Consider the following 19,138-nt stretch of genomic DNA (forward strand, 5'->3'; position numbering starts at 1 on the left):
CCGACCTTAGATTGTAGCTTCCGCCTTCATGATAAGCTCGTCCCGATCGTTCGTGGCCCACAGCAGGATTTTTCCGGTTTCGTCCGGCGGACTGCCATTCAGATGAAGTTCGCTGCCGTCGAAAAGCGGCGACACCGCGCGGAAGGAATATGCCTTCACCACCACTGAGGAAGGGAGACTGCGCCTAACGAGATCGATCAGGAGAGTAGCAATGAGCGGACCATGGACGATCAGGCCTGGATAACCTTCCACCGCAAAGACGTACGTTCGGTCATAGTGAATACGATGGCCGTTGAACGTGAGAGCCGAATAGCGAAACAGCATGACGGTATCCGGCACGATGCTGCGATGCCATGGTCCTTTCGGTGCAGTTGATCTCGCTCTGTCGGCGGGCGCTGTGACATCTCGATAGACAATGTCGTGATGGTCCGTCAGAAGTAGATGGCCGTTCTCGTCGTGGACGGCGTGCCCTACCGTGACGAACACCAGAGGGCCGGTCGTACCTTGTTTGGACGTCACGCTTTCGATCGTCGATGTCCGCTTGACATGCATGCCCACGCGCAGCGGGCTCTTAAAGGTGAGCCTGCTGCCCGCCCACATCCGCCGGGGAAGGTCATGGATGGGAGGAAGAAAGCCCCCGCGCTTGGGATGCCCGTCAGGCCCTAATGTCGATTGCCGTTCGTTAGGTAGAAAATACAACCAGTGGGCCAGCGGAGGCAGCGCAACCCCCGTTGAATAGAGCTGGTGGTCGGTTTCGAGGGTCGCATCCAGACGCTCAATCGGACTGGCTGTCACCATGTCTTCCTGGGTTACTGTGCGCCCGATCCATTCCTGGTAGTCGTGTCCGTCAACCATCTAGACCTCTCGTTCTGGTCGAACCTATTGGATATCGCTGGTGGACCAACAGTCGTATTATCCAGCAACAGCATTCGGAGTTGGAGAAAGGCATGCATTTCGATCTGGTGGATCTGCGGCTGCTTGTGCTCGTCGTGGACAGAGGTGGGCTTGCCGCGGCAGCCAGACATGCCAACCTCTCTGTTTCTGCGCTGTCCGAACGCATGAAATCGCTAGAGGAGCGGGCTGGCCTGCAGTTGTTCGAGCGTACGGTCAAAGGGACACGACCGACCTCAGCGGGACTGGAGTTCGCCGGGCACGCCCGCAGCATACTTATGCAGGCAGAGCGGCTGAGCGGGGCGGTCCGATCGTGGAGAAAGCGCGAACGGGGCCTGATACGGATGCGGGCCAATTCGAATGCCATCGCAAGCTTCCTTCCGGATGTCTTGGCGAGCTATCTCGCCCGGCATCCCGACGTGACGGTCGATCTCCAGGAGCAGACGTCGGATCTCATCGCGGTGGCGGTAAGAGCGGGTGAAGCAGACCTCGGAATTGCCGCCGAGAATGCGCAGTTTGAAGGGCTGCGAACGGAGCCATTCGGAGTGGACCGCCTTGTCGTACTGGTTCCTCCGGGGCATTGGCTCGCCGACTACACCTCAATAGGGTTCGCCGAGGTGTTGAACGAGCACTTCATCGGCCTAGATGAGCAGGCATCCATTCAGACATATCTCGCCGATCATGCGCGAAGGCTCGGTCGAGAGCTGGTCATCCGCATACGTTTGCGAGGGTTTGAAAGTGTTTGCCGCATGGTGGCTGCGGGCGCCGGCGTTGCCGTCGTCCCAGTAAGCGTCATCTCTTCTTCGGTGAAGGACGCAGGAGCGCGGGCTGTCGAGTTGTCGGATAACTGGGCCCAACGCAATCTTGTGGTCTGCCTCCCGGTCGATCGTCCCGTATCAGATCTGGTGCAGAGACTAATAGCGGACATAGCGAGGTCTACTAGGTCTCGATTCGCCGAAATCGGCGGAGATGCCGGCCCCCTGCGGACATAATCAGCCAGTGTTCGCCCACCGCGAGGGCGGCTTTCGGCAGAAACGAGTTTACAAAGAGTTCGCCGCGTGCGCTTTAGATCTCGGCCTCGCATGAGGCGTTTCCTCCCTGACTCGCCGAGGCCTTCAAAGGTCTCGGCATTTTCGTGAGATGAGGATGGGCAGAGTGCCGCTCGCCGTTAGCGAAGAATGGTGAGCTTATTATGGGAAAAGCCCTCGGGTCGTTTTCGCTGCCCGCACTCGTTCGACACCTATGGCCATGGCGGCGGTTCGATGAGAGACGTTGTCACGAGCGGCGCGGGTAACCATATCGTTGAATGCGCGATCGAGGATCTGATATTCCCTCCGCATAACCTCTTCTTCTTCCCAGAACAATTGCTGGAGGTCTTGAAGCCACTCGAAATAACTCACGATCACGCCGCCCGAGTTACAGAGAATATCCGGTATGAGGAATATCTCGTTGCGGCGCCTCTCTAGGACCAGATCAGCCTCCGGAGTGGTCGGGCCGTTGGCGCCCTCAGCAAGCACGCGACATCGCAGATCCCGCGCCACGCGATCATCGATCACCCGCTCCATGGCTGCTGGCACAAGGACGTCGCAAGGAAGCTGCAGGAGCTCGGCTGGATCGAGACGGGGCGCTTCGTGATAATCAGACAGACTTCCGTGCCTCGCCGCATGACGGATCAACTGTGTGACGTTGAGGCCTGCACGGTCGTAAAATGCGCCCGTGTGGTCGCCGACACCTACTATCTTGACGCCGCTCCTGCTCAACTCCAGTGCCGCGTACGAGCCGACGTTGCCGAAGCCTTGAACCACCGCGGTCGCCGTCGACCAGTCGATCGACAGATCCTTCAAAACTCGTTTGGCCAGATGGGCGACGCCGCGTCCTGTCGCCTCCCGACGCCCTAAGGTGCCTCCCGCGCCAACAGGCTTGCCGGTTACGATCTCCGTTACGGTACGCCCCTGGTACATGGAATACGTGTCCATGAACCACGCCATCACTTGCTCGTTGGTGCCCATATCGGGAGCCATGACGTCGACGTGCGGACCCACGAACGGAATCATCTCCTGCATATAGCGGCGCGAGAGCGCCTCAAGCTCTCGGTGGGAAATCTTCGCTGGATCGACACGAATACCGCCCTTCGCGCCGCCATAGGGTAGTCCGACCAGTGCGCATTTCCAGCTCATCCAAATCGCGAGGGCGGCGACTTCGCCGATATCAACACTAGCGGCAAAGCGCGTTCCTCCCTTGGTCGGCCCGAGTGTAAGGTGATGCTGGACTCGATAGCCCTCGAATACGGAGATCGACCCGTCATCACAATGGATGGGGCAAGAAACCGAGATGGCGCGCTTGGGAAGAAGCAAGCGGCTGCGTTCGTCGATGGGAATTGCCAGATGATCGGCAATCACGGTGAACTGTCGTGAAGCCATCTCGAAGACGGGCCCACTATAGATGCTCATTTTGGCTCCGATTTATCAATAAGCGACGGCCCGGGAGCAATCGACTAAGCGCCCGCGAGCGGATGGAGGACGCGCGGCTGTCTCGCAGCGCCGGCGATCACGTGAGAACTTGCGGGCGTGCAAGCACGCAGGCCCGAAATAGCAGCGGGATGTCTACTGCAATCGGAGCCACACGCTCTTCGTCTGAAGGAAATCCTTCATCGCGTCGATCCCACTTTCACGCCCCAAGCCGGATGTCTTGTAACCACCAAAGGGAACGGCAGGATCAGTCTTCCGATACATGTTGATCCAGACCGTTCCGGCCTGGAGTCGGGCTGCGACGCGGTGAGCGCGACTTACGTCCTTGGTCCAGAATCCCCCGGCTAAGCCGAAGTTGGTCGCATTAGCCGTGCGGATCGCATCCTCTTCATCCTTGAACGCGATAACAGAAAGAACGGGACCAAAGACTTCCTGCTGGGAAATCGTCATCGTGTTCTTCACATCGGCATAGATCGTCGGTTCGACGAACCATCCCTTGCCGCATTCCGGGGCGTGGGATCGCTTGCCGCCAAGCACTAGCCGCGCGCCCTCCGAGCTGGCTGTGTCAATCATCGAAAGTATCTTGCGGAATTGCTGTTCCGTCGCGACAGGGCCGATGTCGGTCGCTGGATCCAACGGGTCGCCCAGCCGCATGCCGCTTCCACGCCGGACCAGCTTTTCAAGGATCTGTTCAAGCACCGTCTCTTGAACGAGTAGGCGGGAGCCCGCGACACATGTTTGCCCGGTCGAGGAGAAAATACCTCCGACGGCACCGGCTGCCGCAGCATCCAGATCGGCGTCCTCGAAAATGATGTTAGGCGATTTCCCGCCCAGTTCCAGGGCTACCGGTTTGAGGTGGCGAGCGGCGAGCTCGTAGACTTTGCGACCGGCGTCGACACCACCAGTGAAGGAGATCTTGGCGACTAGTGGGTGCTGGACCAGCGCGGGTCCGATCTCGGAGCCGTAGCCGGTAAGAACATTCACGACGCCGGGCGGCACTCCAGCCTCTTCGAGCAGATCCACGAACAACAGTGTCGATGTGGATGTGAATTCTGATGGCTTGACGACCACCGTGTTGCCGGCGGCGAGGGCCGGGGCAATCTTCCAGGAAAGAAGTCTCAACGGCGAATTCCACGGAGTGATCGCGGCGACGACGCCGATCGGCTCGTATCGTGTGTAGTTGAAATAATTCTCCGGATCGACGGGGATAACGGAGCTGTGGACCTTGTCGGCAAGGCCGGCGTAGTAGTGATACCACTGCGCCATCGTCTGCATTTGGGTCCGCATTTCGGAAATAGTCTTTCCGTTGTCGCGGATCTCCCATCGCGCCAGGCTCTCGATGTTCTTCAGCACGAGATCTCCAACCCGGTGAAGAATAACCCCTCGCTGCTTTCCGGTCAGCCGAGGCCAAGGTCCTTCGACGAATGACCTGTGTGCGGAGTCGACTGCGTCGTTCACGTCGGAAGCATCGGCTTGCGGGACAGTCGCCCAGGTCTCTGATGTAAAAGGGTTCTGTGTTTCCAATCGCCGTTGGCTCTTTGACGCGCGCTTTTTTCCTCCGATCACCATCTCGAAGTGCTGCATTCCATCTCCTCCGTTTGAGCGTTCGCAACAAGCAGCTCAATAGATCGAGGTAGCAGCATGGGCAACGACAGCAGCTGTTATGGAAGTATGATCAAAATGAAAGAGGAGGCTTGTCCTGCGCGTAAGCTTCGGGGACTTCGAGTAAATTTGTCGCGACGGCCGTGGTTTGGTGCAGCGCGGGAAGCGACCGGCTGTCGATCTCGCCTTGACGTCTCCGGCTCACTGATCGTAGCAATCACTACGACGTCGTCCCGGTTGCCGGGTTGGTCGGAGATACAAGGAGGATCGTTCATTGTCAGCAGCTGTGCACGCAGAGAGCCGCGTTAAGGCGAAGGAAGCCGCCCGGGCGGGCTGGCAATATGAGTTGTACGACCTGCTCCGACGAAACAACTTCACGCAGTTTGCCTACGTCCCGGATGCCGGCCACACCGTTCTCATCAACGAGTCGCTCGCAGATGCCGAGGTCGAGTCGATCGCGCTTACAACCGAAGAAGAAGGTGTCGCGATGATGGCGGGTGCCGAGTTGGGCGGCGCCCGTGGCGTGCTGCTTATGCAGAGCAGCGGCGCGGGTAATTGCGTCAACCTTCTCTCCCTGATAGCGGGCGGACGCTTCCCTTTCTTGACGCTCCTGAGTATGCGCGGAGATTTCGGCGAGGGTAATCCCTGGCAGATGCCGATGGGGAGGGCCGTCGAGCCGGTCCTGGAAGCGATGTCGGTTCGATGTCTGCGTGTAGACCGGCCTGAGGACGTCGTGCCTGTCGTCTCGGCTGCCATCACGATGGCCTTCCAAGGCGGCGAGGCAGTTGCGGTCCTCCTCACTCAAAAACTCATCGGCGCGAAGGCGTTCTAGGGGGCATGATCATGAAAGCAAATGTTGGCAATCCGGAGTTCGACGAGCGCTACGTCCTTGATCGACGTGAGGCCGTTCCAGCGTTAGTGGGAGGTCACAAGGAGTTCCTGTTCATCGCGGGCTTGGCTGGCACCGCGCGCGATGTGACTTCGCTGGTGAACGATGGTCCGTCCGCCTATGGTCTCGGAGGGGCCATGGGGGCGGCGACGATGATGGGGTTGGGTCTCGCTCTCGCTCGTCCCGATCGTACCGTCATCGCCTTTTGCGGTGACGGAGAGTTGCTGATGAACGTCGGGTCCCTGGCCACCATCGGCGTCCGCAATCCTCCCAACTTGAGAATCGTTTGTGTCGACAACGGTCACTACGGCGAAACCGGCTACCAGCGCAGCCATACGAGTTTGGGCGTAGACCTTGAGAAGATCGCCGTCGGGTCCGGCATCAGGCGCACCCTGACTATCGGTACAGCAGCCGAGCTACCGAAAGGCAGCAAGTTGCTGCGGGAATCTGAAGATGCCGTCTTCATCTTGATGCGGGTCAAGCCCACCGATCCGCCGAAGTTTAAGCGAACTCTGGATCCGGCCGTGTGCCGCGTCCGTTTCAAGGCTGCTTTGGCGGATGCAGCTCGTGCGGGCGGCTGAGTCGAAGAGGCGCGAAGTGCCGACGGCACGCAGCGAAGACGCCGCGCCGTCGGCTACCGGCATCGACGTTCGCGATGTATCGAAGATCTTCGCGCTCGGCGCTTCGGAACAGACCGTGGCGCTCAAGCCGCTTTCCCTCACGATCCGGAAGGGCGAGTTCTTCAGCTTCATCGGACCGTCGGGATGCGGCAAGACAACCTTGCTCCGCATCATCGCCGGCCTCACCACCCCCACGACAGGTGGCGTTTTCATAAATGGCACGCAAGTGACCGGACCGGATTCACGGATCGGTATGGTCTTCCAGAAGTCCACGCTTCTACCCTGGCGAACGGTTCTTCAGAATCTTCTCCTTCCCGTCGAGGTGACGAAATCATGCTCGATGCAAGAGGCGAGATCGCGGGCCGATCGCCTGCTTGAGATGATGGGAATTGCCGCTTTCAAAAATCGCTCGCCAGACGAGTTATCCGGCGGCATGCAACAACGAGCGGCGATAGCTCGGGCGTTGATCACAGATCCCGAAATCCTGGCCATGGACGAGCCCTTCAGCGCGCTCGACGAATTCACGCGTGAGCGCCTGAACGATGAACTGATGGGTCTGCAAAAGAGCGCGCAAAAGACCATCATCTTCGTCACGCACAACATATCCGAAGCGGTCTTTCTGTCTGATCGCATCGGAGTGATGGCCCCAAGACCCGGGCGCTTAGACAGCATCATCGAAGCGCAGGGCTTTCCCGCTGTGAGGGACGCCTCACTCCGGAAGAAGCAAGAATTTTTCCGGGAGGTGGCGAGAGCCCGGGATGCCTTCGATAGGCTTCATTTGTGACTCGGGACCTATCGTTCGATGTTGTAAACGGAGAATGCAAGTGTCCAGCCAGGCCGTGAGAAGCGAATCCGAGATCGGCTCAGTCCCCTCGATCCTAGAGGGGGGCCGAAAATTCGGAGCAGCACTGCTAGCGCTCGGCATTGCGCTGCTGCTTCTCGCTATCTGGCAACTCTCGTCCCAATATCGACTTGTGTCCGCTCTGATCCTCCCGAGCCCAGCTCTGGTAGCGGGCGCGCTCTACGAAGGCGTGGTCGGCGGACGCTTCCTGAACGACATCCTCGTGACATTCAACGAAACCGTACTTGGCTTCCTGTTTGGAACGGTCGTCGCCATCACTCTGGGGGCGACGTTCGCATATTCGGGGCTCCTGCGGCGTGCCGGCTATCCCTACGTCATTGCTGTTCAGACGTTCCCGAAGATCGCTATCGCTCCCTTGCTGATAGCCTGGTTCGGATACGGCATAGGACCGAAGGTCATCATTTCGGCTCTACTCGCCTTCTTTCCGGTATTCACCGCTACACTTGCCGGATTCACTGAAGTGAACTCGGACATGATCGATCTGCTGCGATCGATGAAGGCGACGCGGCTACAAGAACTTCGCAAATTGAGGCTGCCCTTCGCGATGGCTTTCATCGTGCCTTCTCTCGATGTGGCCATCGTGCTGGCTTTGCTCGGAGCAATCGCTGCCGAACTGGTCGGCGGAGCCGCAGGTCTGGGGCAGGTCATTCAACAAAAGTCGTTCACGGGCGACATAGCGGCCGTTTATGCGGTCCTCGCTCTCACGGCCGCAATCGGCATAAGCCTTAGAAGCATCGTCAGGACGGTGACCCGAGCTCTTCAGTCAATGGCGTGGGGCTGATTGCAGGTATGGGCACGCAATGCCTTTCGGCACGATTGAATGGAGGAAGTCCTTGCGTTTAGTAGGTTGTTTGGCGGTTGCAGCCAATCTGTCCGTCTTCGTCTGTGGTGCGACGCAAGCCGAGAGTCTGAAGGAAGTGACCTTCGCATCCTCGGATACAGCATTGAGCATCGGGTCCGCGCCTTACTCATCGCTCCAGCCCACCTTGAAGTTGCCGGAGAAGTACGCGGGGGTGACGGTCAAGTTTCAACCTACCGCTGGCGCGACGGCTGCGGTGCAGGCCGTAAGCAACGGCAATGCATTCTATACTTTGGTGGCGTTAGCGTCCTTCTTGCCGCTCGCCCGTCAAGACCCGAACCTTGTTATCGTCTCGTTCGACCCCGGCAATTCTCTCCGGGTGATTGTGCCCCCCGATAGTCCGGTGAAGGGTCCCTTAGACCTGAAAGGTAAAGTTATTGGAGTCGGTAGTTTTGGCACGGCGGCCTATCCGTATGGCAAGGCTATCCTCAAGGAAGCCGGCCTCGATCCCGACAAGGACGTGACCTTCCTGCCGGTCGGTCTCGGAGCACCAGCGGCGGACGCTTTGAAAAGCGGCAAGATCCAGGCTTTCGCGGGGTTCGATAGCCCGAACGCGGTGATCGGAAATCTCCTCGGCGTGAAGATGAGAGACGTGCCGTCCCCGCTGAACGATCTCGTTGGTATGGTCGGTATGGTTGTCACCCGCAGTGAAATCGAAAAGCATCCGAAGGTGGTCGCAGGCCTGTGCCGTGCGCTCTACGAATCGTTCTTCTTCGCCGAAGGAAACATCGAAGGGACCGTGCGCAATCACTTTAAGGTCTATCCTGGCCAGCTCCCATCGAACAAACCACTTGATGAAGCGGTCCGGGAAGGCGAGGTCATCCTGAGAGCCAAGCTCGACGTCGTGAACCACAGAGGAGCCGGTGGCATCATCGGCTACCAGGAACTGCCGACCGTTCAGCACACCGTCGACAAGCTGTACGAGAACGGAATCCTTCCGGAGCGGATGGAAATATCAAAGTACGCGGACCAACGGTTCAAGAACGATTGTGGCGGTTTCGATCCCGCTGAGCTCCGGGCGCAGGCCCGCGCTTGGAAACCGCAATAGAGGAAATCGACAACTGGACACCGAGAGAGGAGAATATTCAATGACGGTCATCGAGCATCTTGCAAAGTGGGGGTCCGAAGCGCCCTTCGAACATTCAAGGGCAGCGCGAGACGTCGCTCGGCACGCTGTTGAAGACGTAATTGCCTGCATCATAGCGGGATCCAACGATCTCGGCGCCTCTAACGTCCGCAAGATGGTGTACGCCTCCGATAGTGCCGGTCCTGGCACGGTCGTCGGAGAGGAGAAGGCCGTGTTGCCGCAGCTGGCGGCGCTCGCAAATGGAACGGCCGGCCATGCATTGGACTATGACGATACGTTCCTTCCGGGCGTCAATCACGCCAGTTCGGTTCTCGTCTCGGCCCTCATGGCGCTTGGCGAGCAAGCGGGATCCTCGGGCGCCGAATTAATCGATGCCTATTTGGTCGGTCTAGAGCTCCAATTCGCGGTCGGCAGCGGTGTGATGCGTAGCCACTACGATTTTGGTTGGCACTCCACTTCGACGATCGGGTGCATCGGAGCCGCCGGCGCCTGCGCGCGGCTTCTCAAGCTGGATGCCAGGCGCTTCGCGCATGCGCTCAGCCTCGGGACGAGTATGGCGTCTGGGTGCAAGGTCCAGTTTGGCAGCATGGCAAAGCCTCTGCACGCCGGGCTTGCCGCTCAGCACGCCATCGAGGCGGCCCAATTGGCCGCGGCCGGCGTCGAGGGACGGCTGAATGCGCTTGAAGGAGGGATGGGCTTTCTCGAATTGTTCGGCGGCAAAGGACCGGCTGGCTGGGGAAAAAACATCGAGAAACTGGGCGCGCCGATGACGGCGGAGTCTCGCGGTCTCATGTTCAAACGCTATCCGTGTTGCGCCTCGACGCACCGGGTTCTAGACGCGTTCTTCGAGCTAAGGGCGCAAGAGAAGTTCGAGGCCGACGAGGTCGAAAGCATCAACACGCTAATTGGATACGGTAACTCGCGAAATCTGATGTACACAAATCCAGTCTCCGAAATGGAGGCTAGATTCTCTATGCAATATTGCATGGCCGTGGCTCTTGTCGACGGTGCTCCGAAGCTCAGTCACTTCACGCCGCAATCCGTCAAGCAGGAAAAATACCGTCGACTTTTCGGACTGACAACCGTCAGTTGCTACGATCCTGCGGAGGAGCAGAAGAACGTCGACCTAATGCGTCCTCATGTCATTACCGTCAAGTTGAAGAATGGCCGGTCGCTGGAACGGTCGCGGGATCTTCCGGTCGGTACCCTCAAATACCCGTTTAGCCTCGACGACCGCAAAGCAAAATTCGACGATTGCTGCAAATCTAGATTGGACAAGGTATCCTCCGATAGGCTCTTCGAGGCCATCAACAATATCGAGAGCGAAGGGCATCTGTCCCGGTTCACCGGTTTGCTGCGATTCGGAGCAAAGGCAAACCACGCTTTCCGCACTTCGAGCTTCGCGTGAGTGCGGCCGGAAGACCACGCATCCGGCCTCACGTGATCCATTCAGCGCAGAACGACTGCGACCGGAAAAAAATATGTCGTCGAAGCCACTTCCCCTGGATCAGGTTAGCGTAGTCGAATTCTGCTCGACGGCAGCGGGGCCTTTCGCGTCCATGCTGCTCTCGGATATGGGAGCGAGCGTCATCAAGGTCGAACCGCCAAATGGAGATGGCTTACGCCAATGGCCGCCGTTGACAGAAGGATTTAGCGAGAACTTTGCCTCACTCAATCGCAACAAGAAATCGATCGTCCTGGATCTCAAGAATGATGAGGACAATGACATTGCGCGGCGGCTTGTGCTCGATGCCGACGTGCTGATCGAGAACAATCGTCCCGGCGTGATGGAGCGCTTGGGGCTCGGTTATCCGCAATTCGCCGCGGAGAGGCCGGATCTTATCTACTGCTCGATATCCGCATATGGTCAAACCGGACCTCGAGCCGACGAAGGTGGGTTTGATCTCACCATTCAGGCCGCTGCTGGCGTGATGAGCGTAACGGGCGAAAGCGATGGAGCGCCGGTCAAATGCGGAGTTCCGATCTCGGATTTTGCGTCGGGTCTATACGCCGCTTTTGCCGTGACCTCCGCTCTGGTGCGGGTTCGGGCGGGGGGCAACGGCGCTCACATAGACGTTCCGATGTTTGGCTGCACGTTGGGTATAGCCGCGTTACAGACAAGTGAATTTTTCGGGACTGGTCTGCTCCCCCGCAGATTGGGATCCGCCCACCCGCGTAATGCGCCCTACCAGGCTTATCGAGCGGCGGACGGCTTCTTCGCGATTGCGGCTGGCAACGACGGACTGTGGCGCGAGGTCTGTCGTGTCGTCGGACGCGACTATCTCGTCACCGATGGGCGTTTCCTTACCACCGCTGACAGGGCTTCGAACCAGCACTCCCTCAAGGAGCTGCTGGAGGCCGTATTCGAAACCCAGCCGGTCGATTACTGGATCGGAGCCTTCGCGAAGGCTCGTGTGCCTCATGCAAGGATTAATAGCTACGACGCGGCCCTTGGAGATCCTCAGACGCGCCACATGGGATGGATCAAAGAACTCCAGTTGCCGGGTGGACGAACGACGCAGACTTTCGCATCGCCCCTGAAGTTCGGCGGCGAAAGCTTTGAAATCCGGAGCCGACCGCCCCTGCTGGGTGAACATACAAAGGAGTTCCGTGACGCCTACAGCCGCAGGCAGCCGGACCTCAACCGAGTTTCAACAAGGTCGGAGGACTGAGGTGAGCCAAAAGCTGCTTGCATTTGTGGCCGAGGTGACACGCTGTGTCGAAAACGTTCAGGACGAAGTCATAGTCGTTTCGCGCGTCAGGAAGGCGATGAGCGAGCTTGTGTCAACGGATGACTGGTTGCCTGAGACGATGGCGCTGTCCGATCCCAAATTCTATCAGCAACATCTGCTATATGGAGACCCTCTTGATCGCTTTTCGGTCGTGAGCTTCGTTTGGGGACCGGGCCAGCAGACGCCGGTCCATGACCATTCCGTGTGGGGTGTCATCGGCATGTTGCGAGGATCCGAGATCAACCAGAGGTACGGCCGGACGGCCTATGGGATGGACCCGATCGGTGGTTCCGAGCGACTGGAGCCAGGCGACGTGGAAATCGTGTCGGAAGCGGTTGGCGACATTCATCAAGTGCGAAATGCGTTCGATGACCGCGTGTCCATTAGTATCCACTGCTACGGTGGGAATATCGGGAGAATCCGACGTCATGTCTTCAAAGATCTCGGTGAGACCCAAGAGTTTGTCTCGGGTTATTCCAATGCTCTCACTCCCAACCTCTGGGCGCCAGCGCAGTGAGTGGGACGGAAGACCTTTTCGTCGGTCGCGCCGACGGTGTCGTGCGATTGCGCCTGAACCGACCGGAAGTAGGCAACGCCTTGAACCCAGGTTTGATCGCGGCCCTCACGCGCGAGGTAGAGGAGGCACGAAGATCGTGCGCCAGGCTTATGATCGTCGAGTCGAGTGGGCGCAACTTCTGCACTGGCTTTGATCTGTCGCGACTCCAGGAGGAAACAGACGATACGCTATTGGCAAGATTCGTCCGTATCGAATATTGTCTCCAGGCGATCAAGAATGCACCTTTCCCGACGTTGGCAATAGCCCGAGGGCGAGCGATCGGAGCCGGGGCCGACCTGTTCTGCGCCTGTGCCATCCGTTGGATCCTACCGGGGTCGTCGTTCGTCTTTCCGGGAGCGAATTTCGGCCTTGTCTTGGGTACCTCAAGGCTCGCCGAGATCGTCGGCGCCGCGACGGCCGCGGAATGGATCATGGGAGGGGCGACGGTCGATGCGCAATCCGCGCTGGAATCCGGCTTGGCTATGAAACAAATTGGCTACGAAGACATCGAAAGGGCAGTGTCTAGCGAGACCGCTCGCGCCTGTCGGCTAGATAGTTCGACGCATCAATCGATTTGGATGGCTGCAGCGAGTGCTCGCAGCGTTCGCGGAGAAACGGGTGACGGCTTCGACATGCTGAGGCTCATCGCGTCCGCTTCGCAGGTCGGCCTAAAGGAAAGAATAGCATCATACCGAACGGCAAGCCAATCGATCTGGCCCGTCACGTCACCTTGATATAGGATCGTGATCTAACCTCGCCGAACAATCAGCGTGAACGATGTTACCTCGGGCCGGCCACAATTTGACCTTCGAAACGTTTCGTCCGGTCGGTCACCATCGCTTCTTTTGAGATGGTAGCTGCGACGTCTGACAATCTGACGAGATATTGCTTGCCGGCCTACTCCGCTTGTTTGGTCTCATCACACACAAGATCGTCGACGGACCCAGGCGTCTTTGAGTAGCTTACATTTAGCAAATATTCGTCGCGGCGGAGCCTACTTTTGCGCTCGAGGACGGCGCCGCCATCAATCCTTTCCACCGCGACATGCCGCGCCTGTCGGTGGATATCGACCACACCTATCTGCCGGTGGTTCCGCGCCCCAAATCTCTGGCCCCGATCGATGCGGCGATGGAGCGCATGGCGGCGGCCATCAGGAAAGGATTGCCGGCAGCACGGGTGACGGAAGTCGTCAGCGCCGGTGAAAGATTGTCATCAAGCTGACCGTCCAGAGAGGCGCCGCGCAGGTCAGGATCGAGGTCACGCCGGTGATCAGGGCCGAGCTAGAGCTGCGCGATGTCTCGTCGAGCGTCGAAGAAATGTCCGGCTTCCGGACCCAAATGGAGCTGCTCAGGCTGTTGTCAAGTAAACCAATTCGTCATATATGGCATATAAACAAGTGTTAGTCGCCACATATGGTGATATTATGAGTTCGCCCAAATCCAATGCCGCGCTTGAACGTCTTGGTCACGACCTTCGATCGGCTCGCCTGCGCCGTCGTGTGGCTGTGGCCGACTTGGCTGCGCGCGCGGGTACGTCGCCTAGCACCATCGCACGCCTGGAAAAAGGCGATCCGGGAGTCGCCGTAGGCACGCTCGCGGACGTGCTCGTCTCTCTCGGGCTTATCGAGAATCTCGCCGATCTCGTCGATATACGGAAAGACGATCTGGGTTTGGCGTTGACGTCGGAGCGGTTGCCGCAGCGCGGTCGATCGTACGCTGCAAGGCTGCGCAAGCAGGAGAGGCAGGGCGACAAGGACGGGAAAAACGAACCGGACGATGTTGATCCGAACGGCGTGGCCTTCTGATGACTGAATACTACGCCCAAGTAGCCCTTGGCGAAGGCTTAACGCGAGTCGGTGAACTACGCTTCACGCAGACCGGGCCTCGTCAATTTTCGATCTTCACCTATGACCCGGCCTGGGCGAAGGATCCGCGTGCTTTCGCATTGCAGCCGAACATGCCCTTTGAGGGCGGGCCGTTTCATGCGTCGGCGCAGTCTGGCAATTCGCGCGAGGCGCTTGCTGGCGTCTTCTCCGATGCTGCGCCCGACAGCTGGGGGCGCAGACTGCTTGAACGTGCCTATGGCAATGGCCTCTCTGAATTCGAATATCTCACACTGTCCGACGATACATGCCGGCAAGGTGCTCTGCGTTTCATCGATGAACATGGGAAGATCATTACCGGTAAGGCCAACGAAGCGGTACCGCGTCTTCTTGATCTAGAGGCGATCACGGCGATTGCCCGCGCCTACGAACAAGGCAAGGAGATTTCCCCTGCGGACATGCAAGCTCTTGCCGGAGCCGGCGGCTCGGGCGGGGCTCGGCCCAAAGCCAACGTTCGTGACGGCGACGTTCTCTGGCTTGCCAAGTTCACTTCCGTCCACGATCAGCACCCGATCGAACAGGTCGAGGTCGCGACGCTGAACCTTGCCAGGATGTGCGGCATCCGCATTCCAGAGGTCAGACTGGAACTCGCTGACACGAAATTTCCGGTCGCGCTGGTCCAGCGTTTCGATCGACGCGGCCGCGCCCGCATTCCCTACATCTCCGCCCGAACGGCGCTCGGGAAGACAGGCTTAGAGCTCGGTTCGTACACGGAGATTGTCGATTTCATGCGGACGTCAGCTCCGGATCCGCAAGTCGATTTTGAGGAGCTCTATCGGCGGATGGTCTTCACTATCCTTGTTTCGAACAAGGATGATCATCTGAAGAACCATGGCTTCCTGTACGTCGGTTCGGGACGGTGGCGTCTGTCGCCGATGTTCGATGTGAACCCGGCGCCCGATCGCAACCCGCATCTCGAGACGGCGATCATGGAAGGTGGCACGCACGACCGATCAATCAAGCTCGCCCTCGAGGCCTGCGAGTTTTTCGAAATCACCGACGCCAACGCGCGAAAGATCATCCGAGATACAGCTCAACGCGTGTCCGATGGATGGCGGGAAACTTTCCGACGGGCAGGGGTCGGCCGTGCCCAATCGCGCGACTACGAAGCCGCCTTCGTCCATGATCAGAGCGACACAGCGCTTGGTCTATAATTCATCATATATGAAATGTTATCTGCTTCAATATATCATATTTGACTACTACGTAGTGATGCGCCAGAGACTTGCGAAGGCGCGGCCGGGTTCCCTCTGCCCTATCCACTTAGGTACGATCGACGATTTGCCTCGTATCGGACGGGAGGCATTCCAAGATTTGTGCCTCGCCATCGTGGCGGAAGATTTGAAGTCCCCGATACAGAACTTTTTGGCCTCCCACGATGGCGGTCGGACGAGCATTTCCCGGCGCTTGGGAAGGAGGCGAGGCCGCCCCGCGCCGGAAAGTGCACGATCCAGATCAAGCATTTCGGAAATGCCGCCGCCCGTCTATCTCTGTCGCACCTCACCAAGAAGCCGGGTGTCAAACGCCATCCGGAACTGAGGGGGCAGTTTTCCATGGCGCGCGACAGCCGGGCAATGCCAAGGAGCTCGCTGCCCAGGGGGCGCGCAGGCGATTACATCTTCATTACGAACGCCGGGGTTTCGGGAGCTGCCGAGGCAAGCATCTGCAGGCTTTCGAAAAGGCCGGTGTGCAGCGTTGTCGCGTGTTTGGAGGCGACTGGGTCGCGGCCCAGCTTCGGAGCCGCCCGTCCCCGAGGATGCTAATTCCGCGAATCTACAACCTCACGCATCTCCGACAATTCATCGACGGCGGAGCCTATCTTCAGGCATGACATCTACTCGGCGCGATGGGCGACAAATCTGCGCTGCTTCGCGACCACGGACGCGCATAGACGGAGCGTGGAAGCGCTGCTGGATCACCGGTTCGTCTTGCTTCGCGGGATCCGGCTTCCGGCAAATCGATGATCGCGGCGATATCGTCTCTTGGCGCGCTGGATGACCTTGCTATAGCCGAGCACGAGGAAGGCGACAGGTGGACCTTTCGTCATCCGACGATCGCGGATGCCTATTCGTCGCGGGAGGCCCCGACCTCGTCGAGATATACCTGCCCGGAGCCAAATCCGAGCGACTGCTGGCGTACGTGTTTTGCGGACGTCGCAGCGATGTCGATGCGTCAGAACGCCATAGAGCGCAGAAGGTACTATTGGACGTGCCGATCAATAGCGTCCTTCATTACTTCCTAGCCGAGCGCTGTGATGAAGATTTCTGCGCACTTTCGTCGAGGCGCGCCCAGAGATTTGGTAGTTCCCCTGCATATTCCGATGGCTGACGGCAATAACATCCGCTTGCTTGCCCGATTCAAACAGTTCGTCCTTTGTCCGAAGAGGACATTGAAACCTGATGAGGGAGATACGGGAATACGCTGGAATGCTTCGACGAGTCGATTTTCCAGGATGGACGTGTGCGATCACTGTTGCCTTCTGACGAATTCGAACGGCTCTGCGCCGACGTGAAATGGGAATGGCTTGCCGACCTTGGTGCGTCGGTCGGTCGCACGCGAAGAAGTTACAGCTCGAGCGATCAGGCAGGAATGTATCGTGACTTTCGCGATTCTCTCGAGGCCGCCGCAAAGTATTTTTGGGACGATGACGCGTTGCAAGCGGCGTTGTCAACGGCTTTGCGCCGGATGGACGAGATGATCTACGAGGATGAGGACCAGCGGCCTCCCCGCGGCGAAGCGAAACTTTCAAATCTTCGCCGAAGATCTCCGGAGCGTTGATCGAGATATTCAGTGATGTAGATGAAGAGTAGGGGCGCCATGATCTTGATCCAGCGCTTGCCCGGGGCAGTTCAGAAAATCGTGCCTGTCGTACCCGCGGCGCTGTTTCGCGGTGCGTTCGCCGTTTTCGTTGAAGTCCGACAGGCCCGGAGCTTGCGGGCTTCGCCTCGGTCACCTATCGCGAGCTCAGCAGCGATTGCCACAAATGCCGTTATGAAATTTCTGAATCGTCGGCCCTGGTCGATTCACTTATTTAATTGGACGGTTGATTCGGGAATTGCGATTCTGGCGCATGTCCGAACTCACCGTGCAATAAGCCCGCAAAGTTCTACGTGCTGACGATCGAGCCGACGCTGTTTGGCGATACAGCATTGGTGCGCGAATGGGGCCGCCTCGGTGGGCACGGCCAACGGCGGCTCGATCTGTTCGATGGGCACGTGCAGAGGCGCTTGAGTCCTGGTTCAAGCGCAAGACCCGTCGTGGTTACGTACAGCGGCACTTTCGCTTGGAGCCGGCTGCGACGTGCGGCAAGCGGTCTGATCTGGAGAAAATCTCCAATTAAAGTATGTCAAAGTAATCCGAAGGTATTTCGAATCTATTCCGAGAATTGCAGTATTCCATAGTACAACAATAGCGTACCTTCGCCGTGATCGAGGCTCATCAGGAAGGCTTTCCGCTCTCTACGTCAAGCTACCTTATCCTGGTTTGAAGTCGGAACATCGAGATGAAGTTGGAGCCCTTCTCAAGGTCCCGATAGCTCGAACACTGCGTCTTTGCGCCCGCGTTCAAGCGAATCGGTGGTGATGTTCGTCCGGACGGCCGCCACCTGAGCCAACCTAATTCGATCCCGCCGCAGCAGCCGTGAAGCTGCGGTCGACGGCTTTGCTGACGTCGAGCGTCTTCGGCAGGATGCCGTAGCGGGTCGAGCGGTCGGAGGCTTCCTGCACCTCTTTCACCACGCCCTCGTCGATCACAATCGGGCTGGTGCGCTGCGCGGTGTAGGCCGAGATCAGCACGTCCTCCGGCAGCTTGGTCAGCTCGGCCGTGCTCCTGGCGTATTCCGCAATATGGTCCAGCGACCACAGCCGTGCCTTGTTCAGCCGTTGCACGAGGTCCTGAACCGCGGCGCGCTTGGTGGCGATGGCATTGTCGGAGGCGACGATGAAGGTGATGGTCGGCGTCAGGCCGTCGCCGTCGGCGATGACGCGCGCCTTGTCCTTCAACGTCGCGAATGAGACATAGGGCTCCCACACCGCCCAGGCGTCGACTGACCCCGCCACCAGTGCCACCTTGGCATCGACAGGGCCGAGAGGCGCGAAGGTCGCCTCGTCCAGCTTGATCTGCGCCTTCTCCAGGGTTGCATCGATCAGGAACTGGCCCCAGCCGCCGCGCGTACCAGCGAGGCGCTTGCCCTTGAGGTCGGCGGCCGACTTGATCGGTGAATCCTGACGAACCAGGATCGCCTGCGTCTTGGCATCCGACCGCGTGCCGCCGATCGCCTTGATCGGCGCGCCCGCTGCATAGACGGAGAGGAAAGACAGATCGCCCGTGTAGCCGACGTCGAGCGCGCCGGCGTTGAGCGCTTCCAGAATGGGAGCTGCCGCCGGGAATTCCGACCATTCGATCTTGTAAGGCAGGTCCTTCGCATAACCCGAGATCTCGAGTAGCGAGCGTTTACCGCCTTTCTGGTCGCCGACGCGCAGCACGACTGTATCGGCCGCGAACGACGCGGCTGCCGTCGACAAGGTGACGACCGCGGCGAACAGAGAGGCCGCCAGGCGGTGCGTGATCGAATGGTCCGAAGAGTTGATGCTCATGTGATCTGTCTTGTTGCTTGCCTGTTACGACACGTGGGCGCGTGATGCGGCGAGACGATCAAGTCTATGACCGCGTGATACGCAGTCAATGAAAT

General features: G+C 58.8%; 19 protein-coding genes. 15 read left to right on the forward strand and 4 right to left on the reverse strand.

Annotation, left to right across the window (positions count from 1 at the left end; all coding sequences use genetic code 11):
* Window positions 1–6: 6 nt before the first annotated feature.
* Window positions 7–855: an HTD2 family dehydratase gene (locus AC0WRY_RS35335; RefSeq protein WP_128929665.1), complete on the reverse strand. Its 849-nt coding sequence runs from the start codon at window positions 853–855 to the stop codon at window positions 7–9.
* A gap of 92 nt (window positions 856–947) precedes the next feature.
* On the opposite strand from AC0WRY_RS35335, the gene AC0WRY_RS35340 reads away from it, so the two are divergent.
* Complete coding sequence (locus AC0WRY_RS35340) at window positions 948–1,883, forward strand: LysR substrate-binding domain-containing protein (protein ID WP_128929664.1); 936 nt, start codon at window positions 948–950, stop codon at window positions 1,881–1,883.
* Between the two features lie 198 nt (window positions 1,884–2,081).
* Here the strand turns inward: AC0WRY_RS35340 and AC0WRY_RS35345 are convergent, their stop codons facing one another.
* Both AC0WRY_RS35345 and AC0WRY_RS35350 read right to left on the reverse strand, forming a co-directional pair.
* Window positions 2,082–3,341 carry a Glu/Leu/Phe/Val family dehydrogenase gene (locus AC0WRY_RS35345; RefSeq protein WP_128929663.1) on the reverse strand — a complete coding sequence of 420 codons (1,260 nt, stop codon included), beginning with the start codon at window positions 3,339–3,341 and terminating at the stop codon, window positions 2,082–2,084.
* 153 nt (window positions 3,342–3,494) lie between these two features.
* Window positions 3,495–4,943 (reverse strand): aldehyde dehydrogenase, encoded by a 1,449-nt coding sequence (locus AC0WRY_RS35350; RefSeq protein ID WP_128929662.1) that lies wholly within the window; start codon window positions 4,941–4,943, stop codon window positions 3,495–3,497.
* A 292-nt stretch (window positions 4,944–5,235) separates the two neighbouring features.
* On the opposite strand from AC0WRY_RS35350, the gene AC0WRY_RS35355 reads away from it, so the two are divergent.
* From AC0WRY_RS35355 to AC0WRY_RS35420, 14 genes are all read left to right on the forward strand, one after another.
* A complete protein-coding gene (locus AC0WRY_RS35355) occupies window positions 5,236–5,793 on the forward strand; it encodes a phosphonopyruvate decarboxylase (protein WP_232995587.1) in 558 nt (185 codons plus the stop codon).
* 5 nt (window positions 5,794–5,798) lie between these two features.
* Window positions 5,799–6,431 (forward strand): thiamine pyrophosphate-dependent enzyme, encoded by a 633-nt coding sequence (locus AC0WRY_RS35360; protein ID WP_206733166.1) that lies wholly within the window; start codon window positions 5,799–5,801, stop codon window positions 6,429–6,431.
* A gap of 16 nt (window positions 6,432–6,447) precedes the next feature.
* On the forward strand, window positions 6,448–7,254 hold the full coding sequence (locus AC0WRY_RS35365) for an ABC transporter ATP-binding protein (protein WP_164933835.1): 807 nt from the start codon (window positions 6,448–6,450) through the stop codon (window positions 7,252–7,254).
* A 40-nt stretch (window positions 7,255–7,294) separates the two neighbouring features.
* Window positions 7,295–8,113 (forward strand): ABC transporter permease, encoded by an 819-nt coding sequence (locus AC0WRY_RS35370; protein WP_164933836.1) that lies wholly within the window; start codon window positions 7,295–7,297, stop codon window positions 8,111–8,113.
* A 70-nt stretch (window positions 8,114–8,183) separates the two neighbouring features.
* Entirely contained in the window at window positions 8,184–9,239 is a 1,056-nt protein-coding gene (locus tag AC0WRY_RS35375) for an ABC transporter substrate-binding protein (RefSeq protein ID WP_194408519.1), read from the forward strand.
* Between the two features lie 40 nt (window positions 9,240–9,279).
* Window positions 9,280–10,686 (forward strand): MmgE/PrpD family protein, encoded by a 1,407-nt coding sequence (locus tag AC0WRY_RS35380; protein ID WP_128929658.1) that lies wholly within the window; start codon window positions 9,280–9,282, stop codon window positions 10,684–10,686.
* A gap of 73 nt (window positions 10,687–10,759) precedes the next feature.
* Entirely contained in the window at window positions 10,760–11,950 is a 1,191-nt protein-coding gene (locus tag AC0WRY_RS35385; RefSeq protein ID WP_128929657.1) for a CaiB/BaiF CoA transferase family protein, read from the forward strand.
* 1 nt (window position 11,951) lies between these two features.
* Window positions 11,952–12,527, forward strand: coding sequence for a cysteine dioxygenase family protein (locus tag AC0WRY_RS35390; protein ID WP_164933837.1), 576 nt, complete (start codon window positions 11,952–11,954; stop codon window positions 12,525–12,527).
* A gap of 41 nt (window positions 12,528–12,568) precedes the next feature.
* Window positions 12,569–13,300 (forward strand): enoyl-CoA hydratase/isomerase family protein, encoded by a 732-nt coding sequence (locus AC0WRY_RS35395; protein WP_232995649.1) that lies wholly within the window; start codon window positions 12,569–12,571, stop codon window positions 13,298–13,300.
* Between the two features lie 310 nt (window positions 13,301–13,610).
* Complete coding sequence (locus AC0WRY_RS35400; RefSeq protein ID WP_232995585.1) at window positions 13,611–13,787, forward strand: hypothetical protein; 177 nt, start codon at window positions 13,611–13,613, stop codon at window positions 13,785–13,787.
* 202 nt (window positions 13,788–13,989) lie between these two features.
* Window positions 13,990–14,370, forward strand: a complete 381-nt coding sequence (locus AC0WRY_RS35405; RefSeq protein WP_128929654.1) for a helix-turn-helix domain-containing protein — start codon at window positions 13,990–13,992, stop codon at window positions 14,368–14,370.
* Window positions 14,370–15,602 carry a type II toxin-antitoxin system HipA family toxin gene (locus AC0WRY_RS35410; RefSeq protein ID WP_128929653.1) on the forward strand — a complete coding sequence of 411 codons (1,233 nt, stop codon included), beginning with the start codon at window positions 14,370–14,372 and terminating at the stop codon, window positions 15,600–15,602. Before AC0WRY_RS35405 ends, AC0WRY_RS35410 begins: the two co-directional genes overlap by 1 nt.
* Window positions 15,603–16,908: 1,306 nt before the next feature.
* The gene (locus AC0WRY_RS35415; protein WP_128929652.1) at window positions 16,909–17,226 is read left to right on the forward strand and encodes a hypothetical protein; all 318 of its coding nucleotides are present in this window, start codon (window positions 16,909–16,911) and stop codon (window positions 17,224–17,226) included.
* Window positions 17,227–17,558: 332 nt separating this feature from the next.
* Window positions 17,559–17,849, forward strand: coding sequence for a WGR domain-containing protein (locus tag AC0WRY_RS35420; RefSeq protein ID WP_232995584.1), 291 nt, complete (start codon window positions 17,559–17,561; stop codon window positions 17,847–17,849).
* A 213-nt stretch (window positions 17,850–18,062) separates the two neighbouring features.
* Here the strand turns inward: AC0WRY_RS35420 and AC0WRY_RS35425 are convergent, their stop codons facing one another.
* A complete protein-coding gene (locus AC0WRY_RS35425; RefSeq protein WP_128929651.1) occupies window positions 18,063–19,043 on the reverse strand; it encodes an ABC transporter substrate-binding protein in 981 nt (326 codons plus the stop codon).
* Between the last annotated feature and the right edge of the window lie 95 nt (window positions 19,044–19,138).

It is taken from the genome of Bradyrhizobium sp. T-12 (assembly GCF_058314695.1).

Coding starts and splice junctions, on each gene's coding strand:
- AC0WRY_RS35335 (WP_128929665.1), bottom strand. CDS start 855: ATGGTTGACGGACACGACTACCAGGAATGGATCGGGCGCACAGTAACC.
- AC0WRY_RS35340 (WP_128929664.1), top strand. CDS start 948: ATGCATTTCGATCTGGTGGATCTGCGGCTGCTTGTGCTCGTCGTGGAC.
- AC0WRY_RS35345 (WP_128929663.1), bottom strand. CDS start 3,341: ATGAGCATCTATAGTGGGCCCGTCTTCGAGATGGCTTCACGACAGTTC.
- AC0WRY_RS35350 (WP_128929662.1), bottom strand. CDS start 4,943: ATGCAGCACTTCGAGATGGTGATCGGAGGAAAAAAGCGCGCGTCAAAG.
- AC0WRY_RS35360 (WP_206733166.1), top strand. CDS start 5,799: ATGATCATGAAAGCAAATGTTGGCAATCCGGAGTTCGACGAGCGCTAC.
- AC0WRY_RS35380 (WP_128929658.1), top strand. CDS start 9,280: ATGACGGTCATCGAGCATCTTGCAAAGTGGGGGTCCGAAGCGCCCTTC.
- AC0WRY_RS35385 (WP_128929657.1), top strand. CDS start 10,760: ATGTCGTCGAAGCCACTTCCCCTGGATCAGGTTAGCGTAGTCGAATTC.
- AC0WRY_RS35400 (WP_232995585.1), top strand. CDS start 13,611: ATGCCGCGCCTGTCGGTGGATATCGACCACACCTATCTGCCGGTGGTT.
- AC0WRY_RS35405 (WP_128929654.1), top strand. CDS start 13,990: ATGAGTTCGCCCAAATCCAATGCCGCGCTTGAACGTCTTGGTCACGAC.
- AC0WRY_RS35410 (WP_128929653.1), top strand. CDS start 14,370: ATGACTGAATACTACGCCCAAGTAGCCCTTGGCGAAGGCTTAACGCGA.
- AC0WRY_RS35425 (WP_128929651.1), bottom strand. CDS start 19,043: ATGAGCATCAACTCTTCGGACCATTCGATCACGCACCGCCTGGCGGCC.